This is a genomic window from Shinella sp. HZN7, from assembly GCF_001652565.1.
GTDB lineage: Bacteria > Pseudomonadota > Alphaproteobacteria > Rhizobiales > Rhizobiaceae > Shinella > Shinella granuli.
This window is the reverse complement of record NZ_CP015736.1, coordinates 3,662,501-3,675,779: the sequence shown is the minus strand read 5'-3', so window position 1 is coordinate 3,675,779 and position 13,279 is coordinate 3,662,501. Positions and strand designations below refer to the sequence as shown.

Annotated in this window: 13 protein-coding genes and 1 pseudogene (1 of these 14 only partly in view); 6 read left to right on the top strand and 8 right to left on the bottom strand. The window is 65.9% G+C overall.

What is annotated here, in order from left to right; genetic code table 11:
* Window positions 1-42: 42 nt before the first annotated feature.
* The 4 genes from shn_RS17660 to shn_RS17645 form a co-directional block, all read right to left on the bottom strand.
* The gene (locus shn_RS17660; RefSeq protein ID WP_168168953.1) at window positions 43-1,044 is read right to left on the bottom strand and encodes an esterase-like activity of phytase family protein; all 1,002 of its coding nucleotides are present in this window, start codon (window positions 1,042-1,044) and stop codon (window positions 43-45) included.
* Between the two features lie 31 nt (window positions 1,045-1,075).
* Window positions 1,076-2,977 carry a cobaltochelatase subunit CobT gene (gene cobT / locus shn_RS17655; RefSeq protein ID WP_064331570.1) on the bottom strand — a complete coding sequence of 634 codons (1,902 nt, stop codon included), beginning with the start codon at window positions 2,975-2,977 and terminating at the stop codon, window positions 1,076-1,078.
* 16 nt (window positions 2,978-2,993) lie between these two features.
* Window positions 2,994-3,992 carry a cobaltochelatase subunit CobS gene (gene cobS / locus shn_RS17650; protein ID WP_064331569.1) on the bottom strand — a complete coding sequence of 333 codons (999 nt, stop codon included), beginning with the start codon at window positions 3,990-3,992 and terminating at the stop codon, window positions 2,994-2,996.
* Window positions 3,993-4,112: 120 nt separating this feature from the next.
* Entirely contained in the window at window positions 4,113-4,736 is a 624-nt protein-coding gene (locus shn_RS17645; RefSeq protein WP_064331568.1) for a DnaJ domain-containing protein, read from the bottom strand.
* A 118-nt stretch (window positions 4,737-4,854) separates the two neighbouring features.
* Between shn_RS17645 and shn_RS17640 the strand changes: the two genes are divergently transcribed.
* Window positions 4,855-5,136 carry a BolA family transcriptional regulator gene (locus shn_RS17640; RefSeq protein WP_064331567.1) on the top strand — a complete coding sequence of 94 codons (282 nt, stop codon included), beginning with the start codon at window positions 4,855-4,857 and terminating at the stop codon, window positions 5,134-5,136.
* On the opposite strand, the pseudogene shn_RS17635 reads toward shn_RS17640, so the two are convergent.
* From shn_RS17635 to shn_RS17625, 3 genes and pseudogenes are all read right to left on the bottom strand, one after another.
* Window positions 5,137-5,835: pseudogene (locus shn_RS17635) on the bottom strand (transporter associated domain-containing protein); the annotation flags it as partial.
* Window positions 5,836-6,053: 218 nt separating this feature from the next.
* Window positions 6,054-7,181: a 3-dehydroquinate synthase gene (gene aroB / locus shn_RS17630; RefSeq protein WP_206362184.1), complete on the bottom strand. Its 1,128-nt coding sequence runs from the start codon at window positions 7,179-7,181 to the stop codon at window positions 6,054-6,056.
* A gap of 10 nt (window positions 7,182-7,191) precedes the next feature.
* Window positions 7,192-7,773, bottom strand: a complete 582-nt coding sequence (locus shn_RS17625) for a shikimate kinase (protein ID WP_064331565.1) — start codon at window positions 7,771-7,773, stop codon at window positions 7,192-7,194.
* 153 nt (window positions 7,774-7,926) lie between these two features.
* On the opposite strand from shn_RS17625, the gene shn_RS35890 reads away from it, so the two are divergent.
* From shn_RS35890 to shn_RS17605, 5 genes are all read left to right on the top strand, one after another.
* Window positions 7,927-8,076: a hypothetical protein gene (locus shn_RS35890; protein WP_133034593.1), complete on the top strand. Its 150-nt coding sequence runs from the start codon at window positions 7,927-7,929 to the stop codon at window positions 8,074-8,076.
* Window positions 8,073-9,020 (top strand): site-specific tyrosine recombinase XerD, encoded by a 948-nt coding sequence (locus shn_RS17620; RefSeq protein ID WP_064331564.1) that lies wholly within the window; start codon window positions 8,073-8,075, stop codon window positions 9,018-9,020. Before shn_RS35890 ends, shn_RS17620 begins: the two co-directional genes overlap by 4 nt.
* Window positions 9,021-9,095: 75 nt before the next feature.
* Complete coding sequence (locus shn_RS17615) at window positions 9,096-10,049, top strand: acetyl-CoA carboxylase carboxyltransferase subunit alpha (protein WP_064331563.1); 954 nt, start codon at window positions 9,096-9,098, stop codon at window positions 10,047-10,049.
* Window positions 10,050-10,252: 203 nt separating this feature from the next.
* Window positions 10,253-11,755, top strand: a complete 1,503-nt coding sequence (locus tag shn_RS17610) for a murein L,D-transpeptidase family protein (RefSeq protein WP_064331562.1) — start codon at window positions 10,253-10,255, stop codon at window positions 11,753-11,755.
* Window positions 11,752-12,000: a sulfurtransferase TusA family protein gene (locus shn_RS17605; RefSeq protein ID WP_064331561.1), complete on the top strand. Its 249-nt coding sequence runs from the start codon at window positions 11,752-11,754 to the stop codon at window positions 11,998-12,000. The genes shn_RS17610 and shn_RS17605 overlap by 4 nt, the downstream gene beginning before the upstream one ends.
* 93 nt (window positions 12,001-12,093) lie before the next feature.
* Here shn_RS17605 and shn_RS17600 read toward each other — a convergent pair whose 3' ends face one another.
* Window positions 12,094-13,279: the 3' portion of a M23 family metallopeptidase gene (locus shn_RS17600; RefSeq protein WP_064331560.1), read on the bottom strand. It continues 770 nt past the right edge of the window; the window shows 1,186 of its 1,956 coding nt (coding positions 771-1,956); its start codon lies off the right edge, out of view — the gene reads right to left on this strand; it ends in the stop codon at window positions 12,094-12,096.

Below are 13,279 nucleotides of genomic sequence, written 5' to 3'. Positions count from 1 at the left end.
GGTTTCAAGGCCGGGCTTTTGGCGGAGGGGTGGCGGGTGGCCTTACTTTCCGGGTGGCAGGCGGAATTCGAGCATCAGGTTGCGCTGGAGAATCGAGTGGTTGTCGTCGGAGACGACGATCAGTCGGATATCGTCCTCACCCATCACCACGACGTCCAGCCCCTCCATATTGTCGATCTGGTGGCTGAGATCGACGTCGATCAGCACCTCGCCATCGACCACCGCGCCAGGGCGGATACTCTCGCCGTCGATGCGGCGGATGCGCATGCCGACGCCGTCGGAGAGCCGGAAGCGGCGCTCCAGCAGCAGGAGGTCGCCATTCGGCAGGAAGGCACCGTCGGTGATGTCCCAGGGGTCGTTGCGCGTGACCGCGAAGGTGCCGGTGCGCGGGCCGCCGAGCACGGCGGCGAAGACGTTGCCGTCGGGATCGAGGCTGCGTTCCGTGACGGTGACCGGCACGGCGCCGAGCGGTCCCGCCTCCGGTGACATCGCCAGCGTCTCCATGCCGCGGTTGCTGCGCAGCTCGCGCCGGGGGAAGGGGAGCGGCAATTGGCGCGCGGGCCTTGCGTCCATGAAGCCGGGGTCGGGATAGGCGTCGATGCGGTGGACGTTCTCGAAGCTCACCAGAACCTCGCCCTCGCCGAGGGCAAGGCCCTCCGCATCCATCTGGTACTTGACGTTCTCGTCCTGGCCTTCCTCGTTGAGCATCGAGCGTATGTTGAGATCGGCAAGGCCGCTCAGGCGGCCTTCGGCGTCCCGCTCGATGCGGCCGGTCAACCAGTGGCCGGTATCGAGCACGGCGACGAAATCCTGCCGGTCGGCGCGAAAACGGATCGCCGAGACGGCGCCGAGCAGGGGATTGCTGGACGAATAGCTGATGCCGCCGAGGAATTCGAGCTTGCCGAAGATGCGCTGGTCGGAGCCGAAAGTGAAGTGCGTGATGGCGCGGCTGGTGACGGGAAGCGCGACGCCCTCCGCCGTCGCAGACCCCGGCAACGGCAGCGAAAGCGCTATGGTGACGGCGAGAAGAGGGAGGCCTCGCAGAAGGCTCCCTATGCGCCGGCGTCGCGCCGGCTCAGCCGGCACGGCGGCGGCCGGCTGGTCGTCGGCTGGTGGCCTCGTCGGCGAAGAGCGAGGCAAGCTGTTCCGTCATCGCGCCGGCCAGTTCGTCGGCATCGACGATGGTCACGGCGCGACGGTAGTAGCGGGTGACGTCGTGGCCGATGCCGATGGCGAGAAGCTCGACCGGCGACTTCGTCTCGATCTGCTCGATGACGGCGCGCAGGTGCCGTTCCAGATAGTTGCCGGGGTTCACCGAGAGCGTCGAATCATCGACCGGCGCGCCATCCGAGATCATCATCAGGATGCGGCGCTGCTCAGGGCGGGCCAAGAGGCGGTTGTGCGCCCAGATCAGCGCCTCGCCGTCGATGTTTTCCTTGAGCAGGCCCTCGCGCATCATCAGGCCGAGATTGCGCCTCGCGCGCCGCCAGGGGGCGTCCGCGCCCTTGTAGACGATGTGGCGGAGGTCGTTGAGGCGGCCGGGGGATTGCGGCTTGCCGCTGCCGAGCCATTTCTCGCGCGACTGGCCGCCCTTCCAGGCCTTGGTGGTGAAGCCGAGGATCTCGACCTTCACGCCGCAGCGCTCCAGCGTGCGCGCGAGAATATCGGCGCAGGTGGCGGCGACAGTGATCGGCCGGCCGCGCATCGAGCCGGAATTGTCGATGAGGAGCGTCACGACCGTATCGCGGAAGGTCGTGTCCTTCTCGCGCTTGAAGGAGAGCGGCTGCATCGGGTCGATGATGATGCGCTGCAGGCGGGCGCTGTCGAGATAGCCCTCTTCGAGGTCGAATTCCCAGGCGCGGTTCTGCTGCGCCATCAGGCGGCGCTGCAGGCGGTTCGCCAGGCGGCCGACGGCGCCCTGCAGATGGGCGAGCTGCTTGTCGAGGAAGGCGCGCAGGCGATCAAGCTCCGCCTCGTCGCACAGCTCTTCCGCCGTGATCATCTCGTCGAATTCCTCGGTGAAGACCGTGTAGTCGACCTTCTCGTTGAAATCGCTGAAGGGATGGTTTGGGCGGCGGACCTCGCCGGGCGTCTCGCTGTCATCGCCGTCGTCGTCGACGAGATCGTCGTCGGAGATCTCCGCGCCGTCCATCTCGCCTTCGTCCATCTGCTCGTCGGACGTCTCGTTCTCGTCGGCGGGCGCCGCGTCGTCGCCGGCGTCTTCCTGGCTCTCGTTGTCTTCCTGCTCGTCGCTGCGCGGCTGGTCCTCGTCCTCGGGCGTCTCCGAATCATCCGGTTCGGTTTCGTCCTCGCCATACTGTTCGGCGACGTTCATCGAGGCGAGCATGTTGCGCACGACGCGGGAGAAGGCCTGCTGGTCGTTGATGGCGGCCGAAAGCCCGTCCATGTCCTTGCCGGCCTTGTCGGTGATGAAGTCGCGCCAGAGATCAAGCACCTTGCCGGCGGAGGCCGGCGGGGCCTGGCCCGTCAGCTTCTCGCGCACGATGAGGGCAACGGCCTCTTCGAGCGGCGCATCGGCCTGGCGGGTGATCGCGCCGAAATTCGCCTTGGCGTATTTCTCCGTCAGCATGGTGGTGAGGTTCTGCGCCATGCCCGGCATGCGGTTGGAGCCGATGGCCTCGACGCGTGCCTGCTCGACCGCGTCGAAGATCGCGCGGGCGTCGGCGCCCTGCGGCGACATCGTTGCGTGGATGCGCGCGTCGTGGCAGGCCTTGCGCAGCGCCATCGAATCGCCGAGGCCGCGGGTGATCGCGACTTCGGTGGGCGAGGGGCGCTTCGTGAGTTCCGGCAGGCGGATGCGCTCGCCGGTCATGCCGGGCCGCTCGTTGGCGAAGGAAACCTCCACCTCCGCATCGCCGGCGACGGCGCGCACGCAGCCCGTCACCGCGCGGCGGAAGGGCTCCATGTCGACCACGCCGCCGGGCCTCGGCTTCGAATTGTCTCCGCGAGCTGCCATGCGCTTTTCCCGGGCCTCAGGCCGTCGCCTCCAGCACGATGTTGGCGGCGCTTTCCTTCAGCTCGACGCCGAAGGCGCGCTGGTAGAGTTCCGCGACCAGCGTGCGTTCCAGCTCATCGCACTTGTTGAGGAAGGTGACGCGGAAGGCAAAGGCGAGATCGCCGAAGATCTCGGCGTTTTCGCCCCAGGTGATGACCGTGCGCGGGCTCATCACGGTGGAGAGGTCGCCGTTGATGAAGGCGGCGCGGGTAAGGTCGGCCACGCGGACCATGCGCGAGATCGTGTCGCGGCCGTCCTTGCCGGCGGCAAGGCGTTTCACCTTGGCGGCGACGATGCTGACTTCGTTGTCGTGCGGCAGGTAGTTCAGCGTGGTGACGATCGACCAGCGGTCCATCTGCGCCTGGTTGATCTGCTGCGTGCCGTGGTAGAGGCCCGTCGTATCGCCGAGGCCGACCGTGTTGGCGGTGGCGAACAGGCGGAAGGCGGGGTGCGGGCGGATGACGCGGCTCTGGTCGAGCAGCGTCAGGCGGCCGGAGGATTCCAAGACGCGCTGGATGACGAACATCACGTCCGGGCGGCCGGCATCGTATTCGTCGAAGACGAGCGCGACATTATGCTGGTAGGCCCAGGGCAGGATGCCGTCCTTGAATTCTGTGACCTGCAGGCCGTCCTTGACGACGATGGCGTCCTTGCCGACGAGGTCGATACGGCTGACATGGCTGTCGAGATTGACGCGCACGCAGGGCCAGTTGAGGCGGGCCGCGACCTGCTCGATATGGGTCGACTTGCCGGTGCCGTGATAACCGGAGACCATGACGCGGCGGTTGTGCGCGAAGCCCGCGAGGATGGCGAGGGTGGTTTCCCGGTCGAACAGGTAGTCCGGGTCGAGGTCCGGCACATAGGCATCCGCCTTGGAATAGGCCGGAACCTTGAGGTCCGTATCAATGCCGAAAACCTCCCGGACGGATACCGTGGTATCGGGGAGGTTGGAAATATCGAGATCCATCTTGCTCATCACGTCTCCGCGGGCGGCGGGTTCTTCGCCTCCACCCCAATATCCTAGTGCACGCCGACTGCGCCCTTTGCCTGATAGCATCGTGCGAAACCGGGCGATTCCGTCCGGCCGCAAAATGCTCTAGCAGAAGCCGGCCTGCTTTAACAATTGATATGCTTGGATGACCGCGCGAAAACGCTCTTCCGAGCCTCTATCTCCGCCATTTGCATCGGGGTGATGCTTTTTGACAAGGGCTTTGTAGGCGGTCTTGATGTCCTGGGCCGTTGCGGTGGCGGCAAGGCCGAGCGTGTCGTAGGCCTTCGCCTCCAGCGTTTTCAGCTTCCTGGCGCGCGGCTCCATCTGCGGCCTTCGGCCTTTCCCCTCGGCAAAGAAGCCAAAGGGATCGCGGATGCGCTGATTTGCCCCGGCCGTGCCGGAGCGCGCCGTGCCCTGCGTCGGGCCGTTCTTCGCCGCCTTGTTCACGCCGATCGTCCAGGTCGGGCGGTGGCCGGTGATCGCCTCCTTCTGGTAGCGGGCGATCTCGCCGTCGGAGAGGCCGGAGAAGTAGTTGTAGCCCTTGTTGTATTCCTTGACGTGCTCGAAGCAGAACATGAAATACTGGCCTTCGGCATTGCGGCCGACGGGCGCGCGATGCACGGCATTCTCCTCGCAGCCATCCCACTGACAGGTCGGCGCGGAGCGTTCGGGACGCTCCACGCGCCGCTTCGTGCGGATGCGGTCGAAGTATTTGGAATCGAGTTTCATGGCCCCATTATGGGGTTCCGGAGGGCCCGCAACAAGAATTGACAAAGCGGATTGTTGCTGGCTTTGTGGAACCATTTTGTGCATCGCGGCGCACGGTTTCCGCCGCCGAAGGTCTGCCATGTCCATGAAGTCCAGCATCAGCGAAAAATTGACCGCCGCCTTCGCGCCGGAACGGCTCGATGTCATCAACGAGAGCCATCTGCATGCCGGCCACCAGCCGGATTTCAACGGCGCGGGGGAGACGCATATGCGTGTGCGCATCGTCGCTGCCGCCTTTGCCGGCATGAGCCGCGTGGCGCGCCACCGGGCGATCAACGACCTGGTGAAGGCGGAGTTCGATGCGGGGCTGCATGCGCTGGCCGTCGAGGCGGCCGCGCCCGGCGAGGCGACGCGCTGGTAATCAGGTTCGCGGTGTTTCCGGCTCGACGGGGCGGATGCGCAGCTTGGTGATGCGGTTCTTCACCCGCTTCATCACGATGAAGCGCTTGCCGTAGAAGGTGAAGGCCTGGCGCTCTTCCGGGATCGATTTCGATTCGTGGATGACGAGGCCGGCAATGGTCGTCGCCTCCTCGTCGGGAAGATTCCAGTCGAAGGCGCGGTTGAGGTCGCGGATCGTCACGCCGCCGTCGACGACGAGCGAACCGTCCGCCTCCTGCCGCACGCCCTGCATGTCGACGGCCTTCTCGTCGGAGATGTCGCCGACGATCTCCTTCAGGATGTCCTGCAGCGTGACGAGGCCCTGCACCTCGCCATATTCGTCGACCACGGTCGCGAAATGCTCCTTGCGGCGCAGGAAGGCGGCGAGCTGCTCCTTGAGTGTCGTCGTATCGGGCACGAACCAGGGTTTTTGCGCCACCCTGGTGATGTCGAGGTTCTTCGGCTCGGTGCCCGGCTCCGCCAGCGCGCGCAAGAGATCCTTGGCGTGCACGACGCCGACGATGTTGTCGACGGAACCCGCCCAGAGCGGCATGCGCGTATAGGGGCTTTCGAGCACGGCCTTGACGATCTCCTCCGGCGGGTCGCCGGCATTGAGCGCCCGCATGGTCGTGCGATGGATCATGATGTCGGAGACTTCCAGGGCATCGAGGTCGAGCATGCCGGAGGATTTTTCGCGATCGGATCTTGCCGCCGCGCCGTCGCGGGGGGATTGGCCGCCCCGGCGATCGACGTCCGCCTCGCGCGTCTCCCGGTGCGCGTGCCAGCGCGCGGCGATCGATCTGCGCCGGCGAAAGAGAACGGCGGCGAGAACGATCAGGCCGAGGAGGACAACAATCAGCGGCCAGGGGAGGGGAGCGAGCGCGGCGGGCGTGTCGCTGTTCATTTCGGCAGCTTTTCCTTGAGGAAAGCGACGACTTCGGATTGCGGCACGTCATCGGCGACGAAGGACTGGCCGACGCCGCGCGTCAGGATGAAGGTGAGCTTGCCGCCCTTGACCTTCTTGTCCTGGGCGATGGCATCCATCAGCACCTCCGCTGGCGGCAGGCCGCCCGGGATCTGGTCCATGGCGGTCGGCAGGCCGACTTCGCGCAGATGCGCCTCGACGCGCTTGCCGTCGTCGGGGCTGGCAAGGTTCATGCGGGCGGAGAACTGGTGGGCGAGCACCATGCCGATCGAGACGCCCTCGCCATGCACGAGGCGGGCGCTATCATAGTGTGTCGCCGCCTCCAGCGCATGGCCGAAGGTGTGGCCGAGATTGAGCAGGGCGCGCTGGCCGTTCTCCCGCTCGTCGGCGGCAACGACGTCGGCTTTCGCCTGGCAGCTCGTGGCGATCGCCTCGATGCGGGGCTCGCCGCCGGCAAAGACGGCGCGCCAGTTCTTTTCCAGCCAGGCGAAGAAGTCCGGCTTGTCGATCAGGCCGTATTTGGCGACTTCGGCATAGCCGGCGCGGAATTCGCGCGGGGAAAGCGTGTCGAGCACGTCCGTATCGGCGAGCACCAGGTCTGGTTGGTGGAAGACGCCGATGAGGTTCTTGCCGTGCGAAGAGTTGATGCCGGTCTTGCCGCCGACGGAGGAATCGACCTGCGCGAGCAGCGAGGTCGGCACCTGGATGAAGCGCGAGCCGCGGCGCGCGATGCCGGCGGCAAAGCCGGTGAGGTCGCCGATGACCCCGCCGCCGAGCGCCACGACCGCGTCGTTGCGCTCGATGCGGGCGGCGAGCACGCTGTCGCAGACGCTGATCAGGTGCTCGAAGCTCTTCGTCTTCTCGCCGGCCGGCAGCACGAGCGAGACGGCCTCGATGCCTTCCGCCTTCAGCGCGGCCATGAAATCGTCGAGATAGAGGGGGGCGACATGCGCGTCGGTGATGACGGCGATCTTGCGGCCCTTGAGGCGGCTGGCGATCTCCCGGCCGGCGGCGGGTATGAGGCCCGGGCCGATCAGGATGTCATAGGAACGGTCGCCGAGGTCTACCCGTACGGTGCGGCGGGTGGTGGCAGGTGCAGTCATCGTCATCTCGTCAGGCTTTCTTGGTGGCGGCGGTGATCGCGGTGAGCACCTCCTCCACCATGGTTTCCTTCTTAACGTCACGCGACAGGACCGTGAGATCGGCCTGCGCATAGATCGGATAGCGGGCGTTCATGAGGTTTTCGAGCGTCTGGCGCGGGTTCTCCGTCTTCAGCAGCGGGCGGGTGTCGCGCTTGTTGACGCGCTCCCACAGGACGTCGAGGTCGGCCTTCAGCCAGACCGACAGTCCGCCGCGCTTGATGTGCTTGCGGGTGTTCTCATTGATATAGGCGCCGCCGCCGGTCGACACGACCCGCGGGCCGGATCGCAGCAGGCGCTTGATGACGCGGGTCTCCAGCGCGCGGAACTCGGCCTCGCCATAGGCCGCGAACAGGTCGGTGATCGACATGCGCGAGACGCGCTCGATCTCGTGATCGGAATCGATGAAGGGAATGCCGAGCGCCTGCGCAGTCATGCGGCCGATCGCCGATTTGCCGGCGCCCATCAGGCCGATCAGCACGAGGTTGCGCTTGCCGAGCGCGGCGCGGGCCTCAGCGGCAAGCGTGAGAGGGGCCTGGTCGGTCAGCTCGGTCATGCGTGTTTTCCGGGGTTTCGTCCCTTTCCGTATCGACAAAAGCGCCGGAAGCGTCAAGCCTTGGTGCCGATCCATCGTTCGTGTCGGCCCGTGGCCGGCCTTGCGCTCGGCGGATGGCGGGGCGATATAGGGACCATCGCCCCGGAGAGCGCCATGCCGACCCTGTTCCGATTCCTGTTCTTCTGCGCCGTGATCGCCGGTTCGATCTACGGCACGATGGTGGCGCTGGTGACCTTCGTGGAGCCGACGGAGCGCGAGGTGACGATCCGCATTCCTTCCGAGCGGGTGAACCCGCAACAATGAGGGATCCATCCGCCCTTCAGGTCGAATCCTTTCTCGAAATGATGAGCGCCGAGCGCGGCGCGGCGACGAACACGCTGCAGTCCTACGAGCGGGACCTCGCGGATGCGCGCTCCTTCCTCAACGAACGGAGCGTGCGCCTGGTGGAGGCGACGGCGGACGACCTGCGCGCCTATCTCGCCCATCTCGCCCGGCAGGGCTTTGCCGCCTCCTCGCAGGCCCGCCGGCTTTCGGCGCTGCGGCAGTTCTTCAAGTTCCTCTATGGCGAGGGGCTGCGCGGCGACGACCCGACCGGCATTCTCGATGCTCCCCGCAAGGGCCGGCCGCTGCCGAAGACGCTGAGCGTCGAGGATGTCGGCCGCCTGATCGACCGGGCGGAGACGGAGGCGGCGGAACCGGGCGACACGCTTCTCCAGCGCCGCCGCATGCATCTCCTGGTGGAGCTTCTCTATGCGACGGGCTTGCGCGTCAGCGAACTGGTCTCGCTGCCGGCGAGCGTGCTGGCGCAGACGGGTCGCTTCCTCGTCGTGAAGGGCAAGGGCAACAAGGAGCGGCTGGTGCCGCTGTCGCGCGCCGCCGTCGCGGCCCTCGAAACCTATGGCGAGGCGCTGGCGGCCGATATCGGCGACGATCCGGCGGCGGGCGCCTTCCTGTTTCCGGCGAAGAGCAAGGAGGGCCATCTGCCGCGCCAGGTGTTCGCGCGCGACCTGAAGGCGCTGGCGGGGCGGGCGGGAATCCGCGCCTCGACGCTCTCGCCGCATGTGCTGCGCCATGCTTTCGCCAGCCATCTCCTGCAGAACGGCGCGGATCTGCGCGCGGTGCAGGAACTCCTCGGCCATCAGGACATTTCGACGACACAAATCTATACGCATGTGCTGGAAGAACGGCTCCACCAGCTCGTTCAGACCCATCACCCCCTTGCCAAACAGGCAAAAAAACCGGATTAGGACCCCTCTTCATGCCGCTGGTCCCGGCCGACGGCATCCTGACGCGGTTTGAGCAAACGATCGGAAACGCATCTCATGCACAACTACCTCGATTTCGAAAAGCCCATCTCGGATCTTGAAGGCAAGATCCACGAGCTCCGCAAGCTCGCCGAGGAAGATGAGAGCATCGACACGACGGATGAGGTCGGCCGGCTGGAAGTGCGCGCCCGCGAGGCGATGGCCGATATCTACGCCAAGCTGACGCCCTGGCAGAAGACGCAGGTCGCGCGCCATCCGCAGCGCCCGCATTTCCTCGATTTCGCCGGCCAGCTTTTCGACGAGTTCACGCCGCTTGCCGGCGACCGCAAATTCGCCGAGGACGAGGCGATCCAGGCCGGCCTCGGCCGCTTCAACGGCGAGCCCGTCGCCATCATCGGCCAGGAGAAGGGCAACGACACCAAGTCGCGCCTGAAACACAATTTCGGCAGTGCCCGCCCGGAAGGCTACCGCAAGGCGATCCGCGTCATGGAAATGGCCGACCGCTTCGGCCTGCCGATCATCACGCTGATCGATACGGCCGGCGCCTATCCCGGCATCGGTGCGGAAGAGCGCGGCCAGGCGGAAGCCATCGCCCGGTCGACCGAGATGTGCCTCAACGTCCGCGTGCCGATCGTTTCCGTGGTGCTCGGCGAGGGCGGCTCGGGCGGCGCCATCGCGATCGCCACCGGCGACCGCGTCTACATGCTCGAACACGCGATCTACAGCGTGATCTCGCCGGAAGGCGCCGCCTCCATCCTCTGGCGCGATTCCACCCGCGCCAAGGAAGCGGCCAGCAACATGAAGATCACGGCCGAGGACCTGAAGGCCTTCGGCATCATCGACGGCATCATCCAGGAGCCGGTCGGCGGCGCGCATCGCGATCCGCAGGCCGTCATCGCGCGCACCGGCGACGTCATCGCGGACGCGCTCAAGGAGCTTTCCGCCAAGCCCGGCGACCAGCTGCGCAAGGATCGCCGCCAGCGCTATCTCAATATCGGCCGTCAGCTCTGAGTGGATTCGTGCCGATCGGCGTCCCTTGGCCGCCTTCTGCCCCATCTCGGCCATAATCCTTGTGTCTGAAACGGTGCGGCGTGCCGGCAGCCTCGCGAAAGAATTTCCGGTTAACACTTTATGAAGTATAAGCCGGTTACCACTGCGCGTCCGCCCGCCGGCGCGACGGCTTGCGATCTGACGATTGTTGACGGACTTCTGGAATGCGCCTGACTGTTCTTGCCGCCGTATCGCTTCTTGCTGTGGCAGCCGCCGGCTGCACCAACGAGACGCTCGACTCGTTCGACAAGGTCGACGTCGACATCAGCAAGGTTTCCAAGAAGACCGACTACCAGCTTTCCTCGGCGGTGCTCGGCAAGCTTTCCTCGATGAACATCGACCGCTCCTCGCCGATGATGCTGCGCATCTTCAAGGAGGAGGGCCGGCTGGAATTGTGGAAGGCCGACCGCTCGAACCGTTACCAGCTGGTGCGCAACTACAAGATCTGCGCCTGGTCGGGCAAGCTCGGCCCGAAGATGAAGGAAGGCGATCGCCAGGCGCCGGAAGGGTTCTATCCGCTGTCCAGGGCGCATATGAACCCGAATTCCAGCTACTTCCTGGCAATCAATACCGGTTTTCCGAACGCCTATGACCGCGCCAACAAGGCGAGCGGCAGCCATCTGATGATCCATGGTGCCTGTTCGTCGTCCGGCTGTTATTCGATGACCGACGAGCAGATGGTGGAAATCTTCGCCTTCGCGCGCGACGCCTTCAACGGCGGCCAGTCGACGATCCAGCTCCAGGCCTTCCCCTTCCGCATGACCGCGGAAAACATGGCGCGCCACCGCGACAATCCGAACATCGAATTCTGGAAGATGCTGAAGGTCGGCTACGACCATTTCGAGCTGACCAAGCGTCCGCCGGAGGTCAATGTCTGCGAGAAGAAATATGTCTTCAACCAGCAGGCCGACAAACCCTTCTCGCCGACGGGTGCCTGCCCGGCGATGACGACGCCCGCCGCCCTCGAAGTGGCGCTCGGCAGCTACAACAAGACCTATGCCGCGGCCTATGCCAAGGCGATGCAGAAATATGACGGCACGGTCTGGGTCGAGCCTTCGGAGGCCCAGCGCAAGGCGATCGTCGCCGACCAGCGCAAGGGGCGCGAGCTCGCCTATGCGCCGACCGGCAATTCGCTGGACGCCGGCAAGCTGATGACCGCCCGGGAGATCGCCGAGCAGAAGCGCAAGGCGGAGGAGGCCGAAAGGCGCAAGGTCGAGGCGGCCGAACGCGCGGTGCGCGAGGCCGAAGAGGCAAAGCTTGCGGCCGAGCAGGCGAAGATCAAGCAAGCGGAAGCCTTCGCTGCCGACGTCGCCGCCGAGAAGGCGCAGAAGCAGGCGCGCGGCGCCGGCGCCCTGCCGGTGCCGGAGGAAAATCCGGGCGTCGCGGTCGTCGAGAAGACGGCGGAAAAGCCCTTCTGGAAATTCTGGAACAGCAAGACCGCGCCGCGCAAGGCTGAACCCGTTGCCGGCGTGACGCGGGAGAGCCAGCAGGATGCCGGCCGGCAGGCGGCGCAGACGACGCAGACCACCGCCGTCGCAACCACCGGCCAGCGTGTCGAAAAGCCGGCCGCGGGCGCCGATGCCCTGCCGGTGCCGGAGGAAAATCCGAGCGTCCAGGTCGTCGAGAAGACGGCGGAAAAGCCGTTCTGGAAGTTCTGGCAGAAATGACCGCGACGGCGGCCCGCGACGACGCCGAGGTCTACGACCTGCGCGGCCTGAAATGCCCGCTGCCGGTGATGAAGACGCGCAAGCGCCTTTCGACGATGGATGCCGGCAGCACGCTCTGGGTGGAAACCACCGACCCGCTCGCCGTCATCGACATTCCCCACTTCTGCCACGAGGACGGCCACGCGCTCGAAGCGAGCGAGCGCGTCGAGGCGGGGCATCGTTTCCTGATCCGCAAGAAGGCGTGAACCTGCGGGGACGCGTTTTTTCCTCGATTGATCTGATTGCGAACGACGGTGCCGTTCGCCTGCGCATTGCGGCCTCCGGGATTTCCCGCAGCCTCAACGCGTCTCGGCGACTTCCGTCGGCGCGCCGCGGCCGAGCAGGTCGTCGATGCGCTTGCGTTCGACCTCGAACTGGGCAAGGGCCTTGCCCTCCAGCGACTTGCCGCCGGGCAGACGGATCTTCAGCGCATCCACCTTGTTGCCGTTGACGATCATCTCGTAATGCAGGTGCGGGCCGGTCGAAAGCCCGGTCGAGCCGACATAGCCGATGACCTGGCCCTGGCGGACCTTGACGCCGGGCTTGATGCCCTTGGCGATGGCGTTCTGGTGATTGTAGGACGAGACATAGCCATTGGCATGGCGGATCAGCGTCTGGTTGCCGTAGCCGCCCGAGTCCCAGCCGGCCTTCTCGACGACGCCGTTGCCGGCCGCGATGATCGGGGTGCCGCGCGGCGCGGACCAGTCGACGCCGGTATGCATGCGCGAAAAGCCGAGGATCGGGTGACGGCGCATGCCGAAACCCGAGCGGAAGGTGCCGTTCGGGACGGGATTGCGCAGCAGGAACTGCCGGATGCTCTTGCCGTTCTCGTCGTAATAGTCGACGGAGTCGTCTTCCGGGTTCTGGAAACGGTAGACACGGGTTTCCGTGTCGCCGAACCTGGCGTCGAGGAAGAGGATCTCGGATTCCTCCGTCGCCGCGCCGTTCTGGTCGGTGACGGAAAAGAAGGCTTCGAGCGAATCGGTCGGCCGCAACTGCGCCTGGAAATCGACATTGCTGGCAAGGACGCGGATGACCTCCGCCGTCATGTCCTTGCCCATGCCGTAGGAGAGCGCGGCGCGATAGATGCCGTCATAGACGCGCGGCAGGTCGCGTCCGGCAATGATCGCCGGCCGGTCGTCGTTGTCGAAGGCGGTGGCGACGGCGTCGAGCACCGGCGGTTCGGTGCCATTGACGAAACGGCCCTTGTCGTCGAGTGCGGCGGTCGTCACATGGCGTCCGCGCGAATAGACGCTGGCGCGCACGATGCTGGCTTCCTTGCCCTTCTGCGCGATGCAGATGCGCAGCACGTCGCCCTCGGCCAACTGCTTGCCGCCGAGCGGGCCTTCGAGATAGGAGGAAAGATCTTCGGCCTGGGCCTTGGTATAGCCGGCCGCGGTCATGATCTCGCCGATATCGGCCGCCCGGCGCACGGGGATCACGTCGTCGGCATATTCCGTGTCGTCCGGCGTCAGCGTATCGTAA